Raw genomic sequence first — 15,082 nt, 5'->3', positions numbered from 1 at the left:
GTCTGTCTGTGGAGCTGGTGCAAGACCTCAACGGAGTTCTCCGGGCGGGCAGTCGGCGACGAAGCAGAAAACCCCACGGCGCGAGCCGTAGGAACCCCCTCTCGTTCACGAGGGGGAGGAAGTCAAGAGGTGAGCTCTCCTTCGCTGCGGGGTTGCCGGGGCGCGCCCCGGCAACCCCGACTATGCGGGCGTCCCGGCCGGGGCGGGAGAGGACCGCTTGTCCATGGACCGGCGATCCTCCCGACGGCCTCGCCTGGTCTCGTCAGCGCAACGGCTCAGCCAGGAATCGCCGATCCCTGGCTGACCCAGCCGCAGACGGTCACCATGGAGATCATGCACAAGAAGGAGCTGGCGGACTTCCTGCGCCGGCGGCGCGACACGCTGCAATCCGGCGACTTCGGGCTGGCCCCCGGCCCGCGCCCGGCGCACCGGAAGCTTCTACGCCTGGATGGCCGGTGAGCCGGCCCGCGCCGCCCGCCGGGCCGCCGACGACGCCCTGGCCCACGAGATCACCGTGTTGCACATCGCCTCCCGGTGCACCTACGGGGTGCCGCGCATCCATGCCGAGTTGCGCAGGCTGGAGCGGCGGGTCAACCGCAAGCGAGTGGAGCGGATCATGCGTGAGCGTGACATCGCCGGGGGGACCTGGCGCAAGCGCCGGTCGCTGACCCGTCCGGCGAAGAGAGCGGTGCCCGCCGCAGACCTGATCGGTCGCGACTTCACGGCCGACGCTCCGGGCACAAAACTGGTCGGGGACATCACCTGCATCCCCACCGACGAGGGCTGGCTCTATCTGGCGACCTGGCTGGACCTGGCGACCCACGAGATCGTCGGCTACTCGATGGCCGACCGCCACCGCGCCTCCCTGGTGGTCGACGCACTGACGATGGCCGCCGGACGTGGCCGGCTCCAGAGCGGCTGCATCGTGCACTCGGACCGCGGAGCCGAGTACACCTCTGACGAACTCCCCCGGGAAATAGGCAGGTTGGGGCTGCGGCAGAACATGGGCCGAACCGGCTCGTGCTATGACAATGCCGCCGCCGAGAGCTTCTTCGCACTGCTCAAAGAGGAGATCGGCACCCGCCGCTGGCCCGACCGGACCACTGCCCGCGCAGAGATTTTCGCCTTCATCGAGACCTTCTACAACCGCAGACGACTACGGAAGCATCCGGCCTGGGGCTACCTCACCCCGCTGGAGATTCGCCAGCGACACGAGCAAGAACACGCCCTCGCAGCGTAAGCAACGAGTGTCCAGCATCACGGGGAAGGTCCAAGGAGCCCCCTCGTTACCGTCGTGCCTGATCACAGCCTCCCGGTATCCGTGCTGTGCCCGGATCGGCGCGAAGGCCCTGCTCACCGTCAACGAATACCTCACCGACCTGGCCGCCAGGGCGTGCGCGGCCCTCGGTCTGCCCGGCAACGATCCCGAACGCGCCGCCGCGGCGCGCAACAAGGACCTCATGGCGACCGCGCTCGAGGCCGCCCACGTCACCACGCCCCGGACCACGAGCGTCACGGACCCGTGTGAGCTCTGGTCGCTGCACGCGGCCGGTGCCCTCAACCTTCCGTGCGTCGTCAAGCCGGCCGACGGCGCCGGATCGGCCGGGGTCACCGTGGTCACCGGACTCGAAGAACTGGAGCCGGCCTGGCTCGCCGCCCGCGAGGCGAGGGGGATGTACGGGCTGTCGTCCGCTGGGGGAGTCCTGGTCCAAGACCACGTCCCCGGACGCGAGTTCAGCGTCGAGTCGGTCACCCAGCAGAGTGTCACCACCCATCTGTGCATCACCCGCAAGCACACGACCAGCGGGATCCACCGCGTCGAACTGGGCCACGCGCTGCCCGCCCGCCTGCCCGCGGCCACCGAGCGCGGCCTGCTCGAACAGGCCGACCGTGCGATCGCCGCGGTTGGCATCCGCAACGGCGCGACCCACACCGAACTCGTCCTCAGCCCCGACGGCCAGTGCACCGTCCTGGAGATCGGCGCCCGCCTCGGCGCCGGACACATCGGCGTCCTGCTCCAGCACGCGCTCGGCATCGACCCCTGGCGCACCCTGTGGGACATCGCCCTCGGCCGTCCGACCGCGATCCGCCCAGTGGCCTGCGGTTACGCCACCATCCGATTCCTGACCAGCCCACAGGCAGGCCGCCTCATCAAGGTCACCGGCCTGCCGACCGTTACCACGACCATCCCCGCCGTCCGTGTCCCGCGCCACCGCGGGGACGCTAGTCGGCCCGGCGACCTCCAACCGCGGCCGCCTGGGCCATCTCATCGTCACCGGACATGATCCCCGCGCCGTCGACGACCACGCTGACCGACTCCTGCGCCAGATCACCATCACCGTCGCCCCGGGGAACCAGACTTGACGTCCACCCGGCCTTGAAGGGGCAGGGATTCCAACTTGTCTCACACCGGAAGGAGGAGACCGTGTTGAGGTTCGCGGTGCACCGGCCCGGCAACCCGTGGCCCTTCCCGCGCAGCGACCGCCCGCCCGGCAGCCGTAGCAATGTTGATGGCGGCGTTCACGTCCGCGTTGCCCGTGTGCCCGCAGGCGCGGCACCGGTAGCGCGCTGGGCTCTCGCGCGCCTCCCGGTCCACGGTTCCGCAGGCCGAACAACGCTGCGATGTGTACGCCGGATTGACTTTCACCACGCGGCCCGGTGCCTTGTGCTCCAGCCGTTGCGCCAGAGCGCCCCAGCCGGAGTTGAGGATGCCCCGGTTCAGCCCTGCCTTCGCCCTGACGTTCCGGCCCGGCTGTGCCACGGTGCCTTTGGCGGATGCAGTCATGCCGCGGATGTTCAGGTCTTCCACGCCGATCACATCGAATCTGCGGGCCAGGCGGGTGCTGGTCTTCTCCACCCAGTCTTTGCGCCGGTCCGTCTCGCGTGCCTTCAGACGGGCGAGGCTGGCCTTGACCCGGTGACGGCGGTTCGAGCCGCGCTGGGCGCGGGCCAGCTTGCGCTGCAGCCGCTCCCGCCGCTTCACGTAGCGCTCTCCCGGGTGACGCCCGTGCCGGAACTCTTCGTGGGGCGGCCACGAGGGCCGTTGCCAGAGGCGATTGGCAAGATTGCGGCCATGAATGTCACTCCTGTCACTCCGCCACGGCCGATCGACGTTGCCGCGGTCTTTCCCCAACTGGCTCCGCTGGCCCGCACGGCGACCCGCCTGCACCCCCGCCCTGGGGCGCCGACGTGGCACGACAGCTCGATCGGCGGGCCGCTGCTGTGGCCCGCTGAGGAGCCGTGGCCGCACTGCGAGGAACCGCATGTGGTGGATGGCATCAACCCAGCTCAGTCCCCGGCGGATCTGCGGCTGGAACGACGGATCTTCGCCGCCTCGCACGGCCGGGACCTGACTCCGGAGGAACGGGAGACTCTCGAGCGGATCCGACCCCCTCGGACGTATCCGGTGAGGCTGGCGGTCCAGGCGTACGACGGCCCCATAGCGATGCTGCCCGTCGCGCAGCTGTACGTAAGGGATGTGCCCGATCTGAGCCCGCCGGAGGGCAAGGACCTGCTGCAGGTTCTGTGGTGCCCCTTCGATCATCCGATCATGCCCAGGACCCTGCTCTTCTGGCGTTCGGCAGCCGCCGTCACCGACATTCTCGACACGCCCCCCGAGCCGCCCGCAGTGCAGTTCGACGGCTATCTACCGGAACCGTGCGTGCTCGAACCGGAGCAGATCACCGAGTATCCCGACCATCTGGAGCTGAGCGAAGAACTGCGGGAGCAGCTCAAGCAGTGGAGTGTGCCGCAGGCAGCAGAGGAAGACATGGACCCGGACACGTACTACGACTGTGTGTTGTCCAACGCACCCGGCTGGAAGGTCGGCGGCTGGCCCGCTTGGAACTCCACCGACCCCAGCTCGCAGCCCTGCTCCGAGTGCGGCACCGGCATGGAAGTCCTGATGACCGTCGCCACGTTCGAGGAAGGGGACGACGCCGGGAACAGCTGGTCTCCGCACCCCCACCCAGGTGCTGGACCGTACCCCGGCCACCGCGGCTACAACGCGACCGGTGTCCAGATAGGCAGCGGCTACCGGCAGCACCTGTTCGTCTGCCCGGCGGAGCCCGAGCACCCGCACATCGAGTTGATGACGTAGCCCGTCCGCAGTGTGCAGCCGGGGCGTCACGGTGCGGGCATGCCGTGACGCCGGGTGGCCGCGAGGCTCAGGGTGCCTACCTGCGGCCCGACATCCGAGAAGGAAGCAGGCCATCCCTGACACGACCGCGACGCATCGCCCCAGGTTGAGCGCGTCCCGGTGAGCTCGCCGGTCGGTAAAGAGCGCTTCCTCAGTGTCCGACGGGCCTCGCTGCCCGACATCGACATCGACATCGACGTGGAATCCGCCCGTTATCTCTGGTCAGAATCGGCGTGCTTGTTACGTAAGGCACAGGCTTCATCCCTTCGTGTGACTGTGAGGTATCCGCCGGTAGTGAGGCACGTGGCTGCGGTCCCATAAGCAGCTATGAGGATTCGTGCTGAGCGAGCTATCTCTCCAACTGACGGCGAGGTGTCCTGGGTTGTGATCGACAGCCGGTGCCGGCTTCATGACGAGGGCAGCACCTTCCTGGCAGGACTGCGGAACATGGGCCGTTCGATCAACACCCAACGTGCGTACGCCGGTCGCGTTGCTCTGTACCTCGCTTGGTGCGAAGAGCGCGGGGTCGATTGGCGTCGGGCTGCGGTACTCGACCTGGCCCGGTTCCTGCGCTGGCTCGTGAACGAGCCGCTACCGCCGCGGGGAAAGCTGGCTTCTGAGCCACGGTTCCGGTCCAAGAAGACCGCAAATGCCGTGATGACGGCGGTCGTCGAGTTCCTGCGCTTCGCCACCAAGCAGGAGTGGGTGGATCCGGTGGCCGTGGCACGGTTGTCGGAGCCGAAGTACCTGCACTGGATGCCGCCGGGGAAGGAGGCGGGTGAGGACGGACAGTTCCGGGAAGTACGGGCCAGGTTGCTCAAGTTCGGAGTGGGCGAGGACACCTACGAATGGCTCCAGCCACAGGACATCGAGCGTCTGCTCGCGGCCGCAACGCATGCCCGGGACAGATTCCTCGTCGCGTTGCTTGCCCAGACGGGCGTCCGGATCGGGGAGGCCCTGGGGCTCCGGCGGCAGGACATGCACCTGCTGGCGGACTCACAGATGCTGGGCTGCCAGATTGCTGGCCCCCACATCCACGTCCGGCGCCGAGCAGAGAACTCCAACGGCGCCTTGGCCAAGTCCCGTTTCCCCAGGTCAATCCCCGTCGAGCCCGAACTCGTCACTCTCTACGCCGACTACCAGTTTGAGCGCGAGACCGTGACTGAGGCCGCCGAGTGCGACATGGTGTTCGTCAATCTCTTCCACGCCCCGCTGGGCAAGCCCATGCGCTACGGCACCGCCAAAGAGCTCTTCGACCGACTGGCCACGAAGACGACGCTCACAGCCAGACCGCACATGCTGCGGCACGGGGCCTGCACGGCCTGGATTCGTGCGGGTGTCGAGCGTGACGTCGTCTCGGAAATGATGGGGCACGTCTCGCCGACCTCCCTCGAGCCGTATCTGCATCCGACCGAGGACGACAAACGCGAGGCCATGCGACTGGTCGCGGCCGCGAGGGCACGAGGATGATCGAGGCCGCAGTTGTCACGCCGCTTGAGCAGAATGTCGCGCCGCTGGGCCTGACAGCCTGGACAAGGTGGCTGCAGGACGCAGTCGATCCGACCTGGCGGCCGACCGAGTGGTCGCAGGAAGCCTGGTTCTTCGACGGCGATCCGAACAACCCCCGCACCGGCGTCATCAAATGCATCACCGAGTCGTGCTGGTCACTACTTCGGTCCAATGATCAGCTCTGCCGCCACTGCATCGCGGCCTTCCCCCGCAGCGGGCTGAGCCGGGAGGTATTCGGCGCCACCTACCAAAGGCCTCGGCGGCAGCGCTCCGTCCCCGGCAAAGACGCGGAGAACTGCGTCCTCGAGCGGGAGGGCACCCGCTGCGGCCGCCCCGCCTACTCCCGTGATCTTTGCCGCACCCACTACTTCCGCTGGTATCGCAGTGATCGCACCACGTCATCAGCCGAGTGGGCCGTCTCGAGCGGTGAGCTGCCGCTGACCCCTCGAATCCGCTGCATCGTCCGGTCCTGCGACAACCAGCAGCTGGTCCAAGGGCTCTGCCGCTCCCACGACGCGGTCTGGTTGAGCCAGAAGCGAGAGGGAAAGACGACGGCCGACCGGGAGACCTGGGCCCGGCAGAATGCTCCCTACCTCCTGGCCAACCAGTTCACCCTGTCCTTCCTCGAGGACCCCCTGCGCTGGGAGTTGCTCTATGGCAGTGCGCTGGCTGCGGCTTCTATCGTCCCGATCCATCGTTCTTGCCCGCGATTGAGGAGCACGTCAACTCCCTGCGGGCGGACCGCGAAACCGCTTCGGCGATGGACGCCGATGGCTTCGTCATCCGCAACCTCAGCGACCAGATCACCGCGTTCACCGACGTGTCCCACCGGATGCAGCAGCAGCTGAGCGACATGCCCGACGAGGAACGACAGGAGATCGAAGAGGCCAGTGCGGTGCTGCGGAAGGTCCGGGCGACGCGCGACCACAAGCTCCTGCCGCTGACCGTCATCCCCCCTCAAGGGCCTCCTGATGGCAGCTGAGGCCCCCTCCCGGACCCCCGCAGAGGTCCTCAAAGCAGCGAGACAGCGAGACAGCGCGGCCAAACGCGGACGCGTACTCAAGACCGTTCAGGACATGCTCAAAGACGGTGAGCGGATCACCTTCGCGTTGGTTGCCCGGCGGGCTGAGGTTTCCAGCTGGCTCGTCTATTCCTCAGGCGTCCGTGAACACATTGACCAGGCCCGAACTCGACAGGCTGCCCAGTCCGTCCGCGCAGAACAGTCCGGGACCCGGGCCAGCAAGGCCGGCGAACAGACCGACCTCGTTCTCGCCCGAGAAGAGATCAAGAGGCTGCGGGCGCAAGTGGCCGAACTCCGCGAAGGGCTCCAGCACCACCTGGGCCGTCAGCTCGACCAGCTCGGCAGCCAGGACCTCGCGACTCGGATCGATGAACTCTCTCAAGAGAACGTGCGGTTGGCAGCAGCAGAACGCGAAGCCGCCGCCACGAACAGAGAGCTTGACCGGAAGGTCGCCCAGCTCGAGGACGACCTTGCGGCAGCCCGGACAAGCCTTCGCCGGTTGATCCGCAACGAGAACCGCTAGATCTTGATCCAGTAACGCCGCGCGGGACCGAACTCGGTGTCCCGGATGCCCTCGAAGACGCCGCCGCACCGCTCAAGGGTCTTCACCGAAGCGGCATTGTCGACCGCGCAGACGGCCAGCACCCGATCCAGGCCGAGCGCCCGCGCCTCATCGAGCAGCTGGCCCACCGCCCAACTGGCCAAACCGCGCCGCCGCGCGGACGGCCTGATCCCATAGCCGATGTTTCCAGCCCACAACACGTAGTCGCTGCTGCCGTATCACAGTGCGATACCGCCGAGCACCCGATCGCCCTCCACGATCCACCGATAGATACACCGCATTGCGTCGGTCGCTTTCGCCGCGTCCGACTGGTCGGTCAGCCGGCGCACCCAGGCCGCAAACCCCGCGGCCGAGTCCACCTCATCGGACGGACCCAGCCCGAAGCCGTCCTCGTGTTGACCAGGACCCCACTCAGCGCGGGCCTTACTGATTTCGGCGTTTTAGGGTCTGAGTAGTCGACAGTACCGACGCGGACGTAGTCGTCGCGGCCGAGGCGGACGCGGTGGTTGATCCCGAATGACGTAGTCGGAGCAGGAAGCGGCCGCCACGGAGCCCTACGCACCTGGCCTGGCTTTGGCCGCAGGCGGCGTTCGTCTTCGTTGGCAAGTCAGCGTCTTGAGGGAGGCGTGAGTGCCTGTTCCAACAGGGTCTTCGCGGCCGCGCGCGCGTGCTGGCCGTAGTCCGCCTGGTTCAGCACCATGGCACGGCTGGCTGCTCCGTCCGCGAGGGTCACCAGTTGCTCGGCGAGTGCGGCGGGTTCACTGCAGCCCAGTTCCGTCACCAGATCGGTGACCAACTGCACCATCCGGAGCTTCTGTTCGCGGGCGTAGGCGTGGATCGGATTCTTCGGATCGGGGAACTCTGCCGCTGCGTCGATGAAGGGGCACCCTCGCACCGAAGGCGTGTCCGGGGTGGGTTGATCGAACAAGCGAAGAATCCGCTCGCGAGGGCTGAGGTCCTCACGGATCAGCACACCCTCCATGGTGTTCCCCGACGAGGCCAGCGCCTGCAGGTAGGCAATCGCCAGTTCGTCCCTGGAGCGGAAGTGGGCGTAGAGGGTCCGCTTGGACACCGGTGCCGCCTCTGCGACCTGCTCCATGCCGGTCCCAGCGATCCCTTGATCCGCGAACAGTCGGGCGGCGGCTGCCAGGATGCGTTCCCTTGCGCCTCGCCCTCCTCGCCGCGTCGTGTCACCCATCGTGCCCATGAAGGAAGCATACGGTCGCGTTTACTTTGCTCGGGGCGCGGGGCTACTATCTCACCTCAAGTAAACGGACACGTTTACATTGATGAGGAGTCCCATGAGTTGGTCCGACCACACCGAGCTGAGCAGCTACGCGGAGAAGCTGATCCGTGCCCGACGTGCGACGCGGGCTTTCCGGCCCGAGCCCGTGCCCAAAGAAACGATGCACACGATGTTCTCGCTGGCTGGAGCGGCGCCGTCCAACTCCAACGCGCAGCCGTGGCGGGTGGAGGTCGTCAGTGGCGCGTCGCGCGACCGTCTGGCGGCGTCCCTTCAGGAGGCCCACGCCGCACGGCGCGTGTCGGTCGACTTCCCGTACAGCGATGACCTTTACTCGCCGGTGCAGCAGGAGCGGCGGGTCGCCTTCGGCGGCCGGCTCTACGGGACACTGGGCATCGGCTTTGACGACCATGCGGCGCGCGCGGCATATGACGCCGAGAGCCTGGGGTTCTACGGTGCACCGCATGTCGCGTTCCTCTTCGTCGCCGAACAGGACAACGCGCGGCTGGCTGCCGACGTCGGCGCCTACATGCAGACGCTGCTTCTGGCGATGACCGCGTATGGCGTGGCCAGCTGCCCGCAGGGACTGCTGAGCTTCTACGCCGACGAGGTACGCGCCGAACTCGGCGTCACCACAGGAAAACTGCTCGTCGGGATCTCGTTCGGATACGCCGACGACGCCGCACCGGTAAACCACATCATCACTGAGCGTGCCACGCTGAGGGAGACCACAACATTCCACGGCTGACAGTGAGGAGTGACCTGGGCGTAGCCCGGAGCTCGACGCTTCGGCTGTCCGTGGGTTACTGACTTCGGCGTTTTCAGGGTCGGTCCGGTCTGTCGAGAGTGAGGCCCGTCCCGGCGAGGAATCCGCCGAGGACGCGGTGCCGGTACTGCAGCGTCTTGAGCCGTCTGCGGAGCAGAGTCTCCAGCTCGCCGAGGGTGCGGGCGGCCAGGTTGGCCAGGCTCCTTTTGATATGCGCCCACATGCCCTCGACTGGATTGAGGTCGGGCGCATACCCGGGCAGCAGGACCACCGTCAGCCAGTCCCGCTCGGCCACGAGCGTCTGCATCGCCTTGGAGATGTGGGTGCTCAGCCGGTCCCACACCACGATCAGCGGGGCCTTCAGCAGGTGGTGGGCGCCATCCAGCAGGCGGATGTAGTCCCTCTCGCCGAGCGAGCGGCGCTCGCCCTTGCGGCCGGTATGCCGGCGCAGCCGGTAGCACAGGCGGGCGGGCAGGCCGGGCCGGTAGCACAGCAGCCCGGCCACCGACAGCCGTCCACGGCCACGGCCGGAAACGCGCACCGTCGGGGTGATGCCGCGCCGGCCCCAGGTGCGGCCCTTGGGCGGACGGCCGGTCACGCCCGCTTCGTCCTCGAAGCAGACGAACGCGCCGGTCGCCGCCCGGAGGGTTTTACCTCCTGCCAGGTCACCTCCCGCCATGCGGTGATGGCGTCCTCGTCACGTTCGGCGGCGGGCCGGGCGGGCATCTGCACGCTGAAGCCCATCCGGTGCAGCAGCCGGGTGACACCGGAGACGCTGTAGGAGATGTGGAACTTCCGCCCGATCAGCGTGCGTACCCGAGCGGCGGTCCACACCTGGTCGTCCGTCCAGCCGTGCGAGGCCGGCCCTTCTTCCAGCCAGGCGGCGAGTTCAGCCTGCAGGCGGGGGCCGAGCCGGCAGTCGTAGCCCGGGGGCCCCTTGGAGCACAGCGCTTCCCGCCCGCCGGCCTCCCAGGCACGGCGCCACTGGTAGACCGACTTCTCGCTCACCCGTAACTCCCGGGCGATGCACAGTACTTTCACGTCCTCCCCGAAGAGGTCAGCGGCCCGCAGGCGTACCTCTTCGCGGCGCTTGCGCTGATCGGCGGTCAGCTCGCCCCCGTCTGGATACCGCATACTTCCGGGCTACCAGCCACGACGAACCCTGTCACCAGACCCGACAAAGCCCCAGACGCTATAACGCCGAAGTCAGTAAGCCAGGCGGCATGCAGGTGGATAGTGGGCGCGATCAACTCTGGCATCCGGCAACTATAACGTCAGAACGTGTCCCCGACGCCGGGCAGTGCCTAACGTCCCTCACTCCGCAGAAGTGCTTCTACCTGGTCAAACACAACCCGAACCATAGATAATGCACGCCGCCTGGAGGTCTACGACCGGATCTTCGAACGCTTCGGACCGGAGCGGGTGGCAGTGACCGGCATGCCGGAGACCTACCGGGCCCGGCATGCCCTCCGCGACTCGGGACTTGCCTTGGGGATCGCCCCCGACCAGGTGGACCGGATCGCCAAGTCCTTCCCGCACATCCGCGCGTGCGACATCACCGCCGCGCTCGCCGAACTGCCCGAGCTGAAGAACACGGGCTGGTGCGCGGGATGGCCATGCATCCGTGCGGCGTCATCCTCACCAACACCAGCCTGCTGGACCGGCTGCCGGTGCAGCCCACCCCGGGCGGCAACTACCCGATGGTGCAGATGGCCAAGGAAGGGGTCGAAGATCTGGGCTTGATCAAATTGGATGTGCTGGGCGTGCGCATGCAGCCGCGATGGCCCACGCCGTGAACGAGATCGAGCGCGCCACCGGCCGGCACATCGACCTGGACGACCCGGCCCAGGTGCCGCTGGACGACTACTTCGCCTTCAAAATCATCCAGGACTCCCGCACAATTGGTCTATTCCAATTGGAGTCGTCCGGGCAGCAAGATCTTTTGTCTCGGCTGCAGCCCCGCGACGTCCAGGACGTCATCGCCGACATCTCGCTCTTCCGGCCCGGGCCAGTCGCCGGCCGAATGCCCGTGCAGTACATCGCGGCCCGGCACGGCGCTGAGCCCGTCTACCCGCATCCGGATCTGGAGCCGATCCTGCGCGACACGTATGGTGGGGTGATCTGGCATGAGCAGATCATCGAGATGATCAGCGTGCTGACCGGCTGCGACCGGGCACTCGCCGAGATCGCCCGCCGCGCCCTCGGCGACGCCGAGCGCCTGCCCAGACTCCGGGCCTGGTTCCACGCGAAGGCGACCGCCCGCGGCTACGAGCCCGCCATGCTCACGAAGGTGTGGGAGACCATCGAGGCCTTCGGCGCCTACGGCTTCTGCCGGGCACACGCAGTCGCCTTCGCCGTGCCGGCGCTGCAGTCGGCCTGGCTCAAGGCCCACTTCCCGGCCGCACTGTACGCCGGGCTGCTCGAACACGACCCCGGCATGTGGCCGCGCTTGTTTCCGCGCTTGCTGTGTCCCGCACTGGTCGTGTCTCGTTTTGGCGAGATCACGCTGCGGACTGTGTTCCGGCGATTCAGCCGACCATGTCGCTCTAGCGCGGGAGGAACTCAGTCGGCTTCTGTCCCGGCGTTGCGGGCTAGGACCGGCGGCGTGCGAAGAGGACCGCCCCTGGAACGCTCTCGTCGGGGTCGAGCAGCATTTGGGCCTCGATGGTGAATCCGGTATGGGTGTAGCTCTCCTCCAGGGAAGCCCTTGAGCTGGGAGAACGCTGGTTGACGGTGTGGGCGGGGTAGGCGTCCTTCTACTGTGGCGGGTGAAGTAGGGGGCGTCGATGGTGTCGTTGATCGAGGAGTTGGAGACGCGGGAGGCGGCTGCCCGTGTCCGGGTGGAGGAACTCGAGGCGGAGATAGCCGAGTTGACCTCACGGCTGGCGGGTGAGCGTGAGGTGTGGTCGCGGCTGCGGGTGACGCGAGAAACGGTGGCCCAGGTGCTCACCGAGCTGTCCGGGCAGGACGTGGCCGAGACTGCGCCGTTGCGGGAGCCGGTGGCGGCGCAGGTGCCGGTGGAGCCCGAAGTGCGGGTGGTGGGGACGATCATGGTGCCGCACTGGCGGGAAGGTCTCACGACGGACGTTCTGCCGGATGTGTACCGCGACATCGTGGAGGTGATCACGGACGCGTCGGGGCCGATGCAGGCCAAGCAGATCGTGCCCCGGATCGGGCTGCCCGCGGTGACCGCGAAGATCGAAGGGACGCGGGGGAAGCTGAAACGGCTGGTCGAACGGGGCTGGCTGATCGAGGACCAGCCCGGACGGTTCGCCCCCGCTCATCCGGGATCGGGCGGGGAATCGGCGAACTCGCGGAACGATAAAGGCTCTTCTCTCTAACTTCGGAGGTACCACACCAAACCGAAGTCGCTGAAAGAAGAGCCGGTGGAACCCTACGACGCCTTCGATCCATTCACTGCCGCGACAAGGGCCTTCGACTGCCTGAAAGGCGCGTTGGCCGGGCCGGAGTCGGCCGCGCTGTCCCATCACGAACTCGAGGACCTTGTCGGGCTTCAAGGCCGTGAACAGCTGCGGCTGCTGTTCCAGGGACACCTCGATCTGCGGGAGAAGCGGGAGCGGGAACAGATACGGCAGACAGACGCAACGGTGGTCCGTGGTGCGGACGGACACGTCCGCCCGCACCATGAGATGGGACATTCCCGCCTGCTGGCCTGCGTGTTCGGCACGGTCACCATCACACGGACCGCATGGCGGGGCAAGGGCCAGACCAGCGTGCACCCGGCCGACGCGGAACTCTCACTGCCCGCCCGCCTGCACTCCCACGGCCTGCGTCGGCTCGCCGTCCTCGAAGCCGTTCGCGGCTCCTACGACCAGGCCAAAGAGGCAATTGACCGCAGCTGCGGGAGAGTTCTGGGCAAACGGCAGGCCGAACTGCTGGTCGTGGCTGCGGCGGTGGACGTCGATGACTTCTACCGGTGCACGATTCCGCTCCCGTCGACCGCCGCGACCGCGCTCGTGATGCAGGTCGACGGCAAGGGCTTCGTCATGCGGCCCGAAGCTCTGCGGCCCGCGACACTGAAAGCACACCTGAACGGCCGGCGGGCTCTGCGCACCCGGCTGGCTCCGGGCGAGAAACCGCACCGCAAGCGAATGGCCACCCTGGCCTGCGTCTTCGATACCGACCCCGCCCCGCGCCGACCCCACGACGTGATCGCCCCACGCGAGGGCCGCAGCACTACACGGACGCCTCGCCCGGGGCCAAGAGCACAGCGCAAGTGGCTCACCGCCTCCCTGGTCCACCCGCCCGAGCACGTGATCGCCGCCGCATTTGACCAGGCCGAAGCCCGCGACCGGGACCATCTGCGCGACTGGGTCGTCCTGGTCGACGGCGCCCGCCACCAGCTGGAGTTGATCCGGGCCGAAGCCGACCGACGCCACATCAAGGTGCACGTCCTGCTCGACTTCGTGCACGTGGCCGAGTACGTCTGGGCAGCGGCTCACTGCTTCCACAAGCCCGGCACTCCCGACGCCGAAGTCTGGGTCGCCGCTCACCTCACCACGATCCTCCACGGGCAGGCAGACCGGGCCGCCACTGAGATCACGGCCGAGGCCGACCGGGCCCACCTGCACGGGACGAGGCGCGAAAGCGCCGACGCCTGCGTCCGCTACCTCACCGGACACCTCGACCAACTTCGCTACGACACCGCCCTTTCAGCCGGCTGGCCGATCGCCACCGGCCCGATCGAAGGCGCCTGCCGCCACCTGATCGGCGACCGCCTCGACATCACCGGCAGCCGCTGGGGACTCGACGGGGCCGAAGCCGTTCTCACGCTCCGAGCCCTCATCGACAACGGTGACTTTGCCGCCTACTGGCGACACCACCTCGCCCGCGAACATGAACGCCTCTACCCCACTCCCGACCAGCACAACTACGACCTGACGGCTTGATCAGAAACCTCCCTCAAGGAGAGCCACACCCATCCGGTATCGCGTAGCCAGGCCGCCACTTGGTCAGGCTGGCGGCGGTGGACGTAGACGTTCATCGGGTGGCCGCCGTAGCCCTGCGTCTTCAGCCTCGACTCGTTGCCGACGTGAAAGCCGAGCAGCAGCGGTCCGCCGGGACGCAACACGCGCCGGAAGTGGCCGAAGACCGTGGGGACGGCATCGTCGGGGATGTGAATCAACGACCCAAAAGCGAGCAGGCCGGCGACCGAAGCATCGGTGAGCTCGAGGTCCGTCATCGAGCCCGCCTCGAACCGCAGGCGCGGGTGGTCACGCCGGGCGACGTCGATCATCGCGGGGGAAAGGTCGATGCCGAAAGCATCCACACCCAGCTCGTGGAGGTGAGCGGTGACGTGTCCAGGTCCGCAGCCCACGTCCGCCACCGGCCCACCGCCAGCGGTGTGCACCAAGTCGGCGAACAACGCCAGAGCCGCCCGGAGATACGGTTTCCCGGCCAGAGCCTCGCGTATTTGGTCGGCATAGTTGACCGCGACCGAGTCGTAGGAGATCCGGGTGTCTGCCAACCAGCCGTCCGCGTTCATGGCTCGAGACAGTAGTGCAGTGATCAGGATGACGATCAAACGACGAATCAGACCAGGCCACTTGAGACGGCAACCAGATCCTTCGAGAAGAACAGTTGGCTCACTCAGGGCAGAAGCCGTACTCGGCCAGCCATTCGAGCAACTCTTGGCAAGAGGTCTGCACGAGACGTCCTCCGGTGAAGCGAGCGTCTTCGGTCACCTCCGCAACGTGCAAGCTGGGCCCGGATGTGTGCCGGGTCCCAGGGGCTGGTGGTGATGAAGTTGGCCAGTGCCTGCCGGTTCCCGTCTTCACCCAGCCGGGCGGCCATCGGCTCGACCGACTTACGCTTGCCGTCGG

General features: G+C 67.5%; 16 protein-coding genes and 2 pseudogenes. 12 read left to right on the top strand and 6 right to left on the bottom strand.

The window, feature by feature from the left end; genetic code table 11:
* Nucleotides 1-333 precede the first annotated feature (333 nt).
* The 4 genes from ACTWQR_RS53755 to ACTWQR_RS53740 are packed head-to-tail and all read left to right on the top strand — an operon-like array spanning nucleotide 334 to nucleotide 2,364.
* A complete protein-coding gene (locus ACTWQR_RS53755) occupies nucleotides 334-459 on the top strand; it encodes a hypothetical protein (RefSeq protein ID WP_443234674.1) in 126 nt (41 codons plus the stop codon).
* On the top strand, nucleotides 449-1,240 hold the full coding sequence (locus ACTWQR_RS53750) for an IS3 family transposase (protein WP_443234673.1): 792 nt from the start codon (nucleotides 449-451) through the stop codon (nucleotides 1,238-1,240). The genes ACTWQR_RS53755 and ACTWQR_RS53750 overlap by 11 nt, the downstream gene beginning before the upstream one ends.
* Before the next feature lie 7 nt (nucleotides 1,241-1,247).
* Nucleotides 1,248-2,285 carry an ATP-grasp domain-containing protein gene (locus tag ACTWQR_RS53745; RefSeq protein WP_443234672.1) on the top strand — a complete coding sequence of 346 codons (1,038 nt, stop codon included), beginning with the start codon at nucleotides 1,248-1,250 and terminating at the stop codon, nucleotides 2,283-2,285.
* The gene (locus tag ACTWQR_RS53740; RefSeq protein ID WP_443234676.1) at nucleotides 2,257-2,364 is read left to right on the top strand and encodes a hypothetical protein; all 108 of its coding nucleotides are present in this window, start codon (nucleotides 2,257-2,259) and stop codon (nucleotides 2,362-2,364) included. The genes ACTWQR_RS53745 and ACTWQR_RS53740 overlap by 29 nt, the downstream gene beginning before the upstream one ends.
* 40 nt (nucleotides 2,365-2,404) lie before the next feature.
* On the opposite strand, the gene ACTWQR_RS53735 is transcribed toward ACTWQR_RS53740, so the two are convergent.
* Nucleotides 2,405-3,169 (bottom strand): RNA-guided endonuclease InsQ/TnpB family protein, encoded by a 765-nt coding sequence (locus tag ACTWQR_RS53735; protein ID WP_443234671.1) that lies wholly within the window; start codon nucleotides 3,167-3,169, stop codon nucleotides 2,405-2,407.
* Here ACTWQR_RS53735 and ACTWQR_RS53730 point away from each other — a divergent pair.
* From ACTWQR_RS53730 to ACTWQR_RS53715, 4 genes are all read left to right on the top strand, one after another.
* Entirely contained in the window at nucleotides 3,074-4,099 is a 1,026-nt protein-coding gene (locus ACTWQR_RS53730; protein ID WP_060892845.1) for a hypothetical protein, read from the top strand. The two genes, ACTWQR_RS53735 and ACTWQR_RS53730, sit on opposite strands and share 96 nt — an antisense overlap.
* Nucleotides 4,100-4,465: 366 nt before the next feature.
* Nucleotides 4,466-5,608 (top strand): tyrosine-type recombinase/integrase, encoded by a 1,143-nt coding sequence (locus tag ACTWQR_RS53725; protein WP_443234670.1) that lies wholly within the window; start codon nucleotides 4,466-4,468, stop codon nucleotides 5,606-5,608.
* A 739-nt stretch (nucleotides 5,609-6,347) separates the two neighbouring features.
* Nucleotides 6,348-6,629 carry a hypothetical protein gene (locus ACTWQR_RS53720; protein ID WP_443234669.1) on the top strand — a complete coding sequence of 94 codons (282 nt, stop codon included), beginning with the start codon at nucleotides 6,348-6,350 and terminating at the stop codon, nucleotides 6,627-6,629.
* The gene (locus tag ACTWQR_RS53715) at nucleotides 6,619-7,191 is read left to right on the top strand and encodes a DUF6262 family protein (RefSeq protein ID WP_443234668.1); all 573 of its coding nucleotides are present in this window, start codon (nucleotides 6,619-6,621) and stop codon (nucleotides 7,189-7,191) included. Before ACTWQR_RS53720 ends, ACTWQR_RS53715 begins: the two co-directional genes overlap by 11 nt.
* On the opposite strand, the gene ACTWQR_RS53710 is transcribed toward ACTWQR_RS53715, so the two are convergent.
* Together ACTWQR_RS53710 and ACTWQR_RS53705 are read right to left on the bottom strand one after the other, a co-directional pair.
* Entirely contained in the window at nucleotides 7,188-7,430 is a 243-nt protein-coding gene (locus ACTWQR_RS53710) for a GNAT family N-acetyltransferase (RefSeq protein WP_443234667.1), read from the bottom strand. The two genes, ACTWQR_RS53715 and ACTWQR_RS53710, sit on opposite strands and share 4 nt — an antisense overlap.
* Before the next feature lie 407 nt (nucleotides 7,431-7,837).
* Entirely contained in the window at nucleotides 7,838-8,437 is a 600-nt protein-coding gene (locus ACTWQR_RS53705; protein ID WP_165340692.1) for a TetR/AcrR family transcriptional regulator, read from the bottom strand.
* A 94-nt stretch (nucleotides 8,438-8,531) separates the two neighbouring features.
* On the opposite strand from ACTWQR_RS53705, the gene ACTWQR_RS53700 reads away from it, so the two are divergent.
* A complete protein-coding gene (locus ACTWQR_RS53700) occupies nucleotides 8,532-9,221 on the top strand; it encodes a nitroreductase (RefSeq protein ID WP_328356137.1) in 690 nt (229 codons plus the stop codon).
* Between the two features lie 73 nt (nucleotides 9,222-9,294).
* Here the strand turns inward: ACTWQR_RS53700 and ACTWQR_RS53695 are convergent.
* A protein-coding gene (locus ACTWQR_RS53695) for an IS630 family transposase (RefSeq protein ID WP_443234666.1) occupies nucleotides 9,295-10,373 on the bottom strand; the annotation gives its coding sequence in 2 pieces (ribosomal slippage) (nucleotides 9,295-9,893 and nucleotides 9,893-10,373; 1,080 coding nt in all).
* 225 nt (nucleotides 10,374-10,598) lie between these two features.
* Here ACTWQR_RS53695 and ACTWQR_RS53690 point away from each other — a divergent pair.
* The 3 genes and pseudogenes from ACTWQR_RS53690 to ACTWQR_RS53680 all read left to right on the top strand — a co-directional run.
* Nucleotides 10,599-11,688: pseudogene (locus ACTWQR_RS53690) on the top strand (DNA polymerase III subunit alpha); the annotation flags it as partial.
* 337 nt (nucleotides 11,689-12,025) lie between these two features.
* Complete coding sequence (locus ACTWQR_RS53685; RefSeq protein ID WP_443234665.1) at nucleotides 12,026-12,580, top strand: hypothetical protein; 555 nt, start codon at nucleotides 12,026-12,028, stop codon at nucleotides 12,578-12,580.
* 45 nt (nucleotides 12,581-12,625) lie between these two features.
* Nucleotides 12,626-14,149, top strand: coding sequence for an ISKra4 family transposase (locus tag ACTWQR_RS53680; protein WP_443234664.1), 1,524 nt, complete (start codon nucleotides 12,626-12,628; stop codon nucleotides 14,147-14,149).
* Here ACTWQR_RS53680 and ACTWQR_RS53675 read toward each other — a convergent pair.
* The gene (locus ACTWQR_RS53675) at nucleotides 14,131-14,745 is read right to left on the bottom strand and encodes a class I SAM-dependent methyltransferase (protein WP_443234675.1); all 615 of its coding nucleotides are present in this window, start codon (nucleotides 14,743-14,745) and stop codon (nucleotides 14,131-14,133) included. The two genes, ACTWQR_RS53680 and ACTWQR_RS53675, sit on opposite strands and share 19 nt — an antisense overlap.
* Nucleotides 14,746-14,954: 209 nt before the next feature.
* Nucleotides 14,955-15,082, bottom strand: a pseudogene (locus ACTWQR_RS53670) (transposase); the annotation flags it as partial.

Origin of the sequence: Streptomyces sp. 2A115 (genome assembly GCF_052245575.1) — a bacterium.
In the GTDB taxonomy this organism is placed as follows: domain Bacteria; phylum Actinomycetota; class Actinomycetes; order Streptomycetales; family Streptomycetaceae; genus Streptomyces.
The sequence above is the reverse complement of the archived record's forward strand: the minus strand, read 5'-3'. Positions and strand labels throughout refer to the sequence as shown.

Coding starts and splice junctions, on each gene's coding strand:
- ACTWQR_RS53755 (WP_443234674.1), top strand. CDS start 334: ATGCACAAGAAGGAGCTGGCGGACTTCCTGCGCCGGCGGCGCGACACG.
- ACTWQR_RS53750 (WP_443234673.1), top strand. CDS start 449: ATGGCCGGTGAGCCGGCCCGCGCCGCCCGCCGGGCCGCCGACGACGCC.
- ACTWQR_RS53730 (WP_060892845.1), top strand. CDS start 3,074: ATGAATGTCACTCCTGTCACTCCGCCACGGCCGATCGACGTTGCCGCG.
- ACTWQR_RS53725 (WP_443234670.1), top strand. CDS start 4,466: ATGAGGATTCGTGCTGAGCGAGCTATCTCTCCAACTGACGGCGAGGTG.
- ACTWQR_RS53715 (WP_443234668.1), top strand. CDS start 6,619: ATGGCAGCTGAGGCCCCCTCCCGGACCCCCGCAGAGGTCCTCAAAGCA.
- ACTWQR_RS53705 (WP_165340692.1), bottom strand. CDS start 8,437: ATGGGCACGATGGGTGACACGACGCGGCGAGGAGGGCGAGGCGCAAGG.
- ACTWQR_RS53700 (WP_328356137.1), top strand. CDS start 8,532: ATGAGTTGGTCCGACCACACCGAGCTGAGCAGCTACGCGGAGAAGCTG.
- ACTWQR_RS53685 (WP_443234665.1), top strand. CDS start 12,026: ATGGTGTCGTTGATCGAGGAGTTGGAGACGCGGGAGGCGGCTGCCCGT.
- ACTWQR_RS53675 (WP_443234675.1), bottom strand. CDS start 14,745: ATGAACGCGGACGGCTGGTTGGCAGACACCCGGATCTCCTACGACTCG.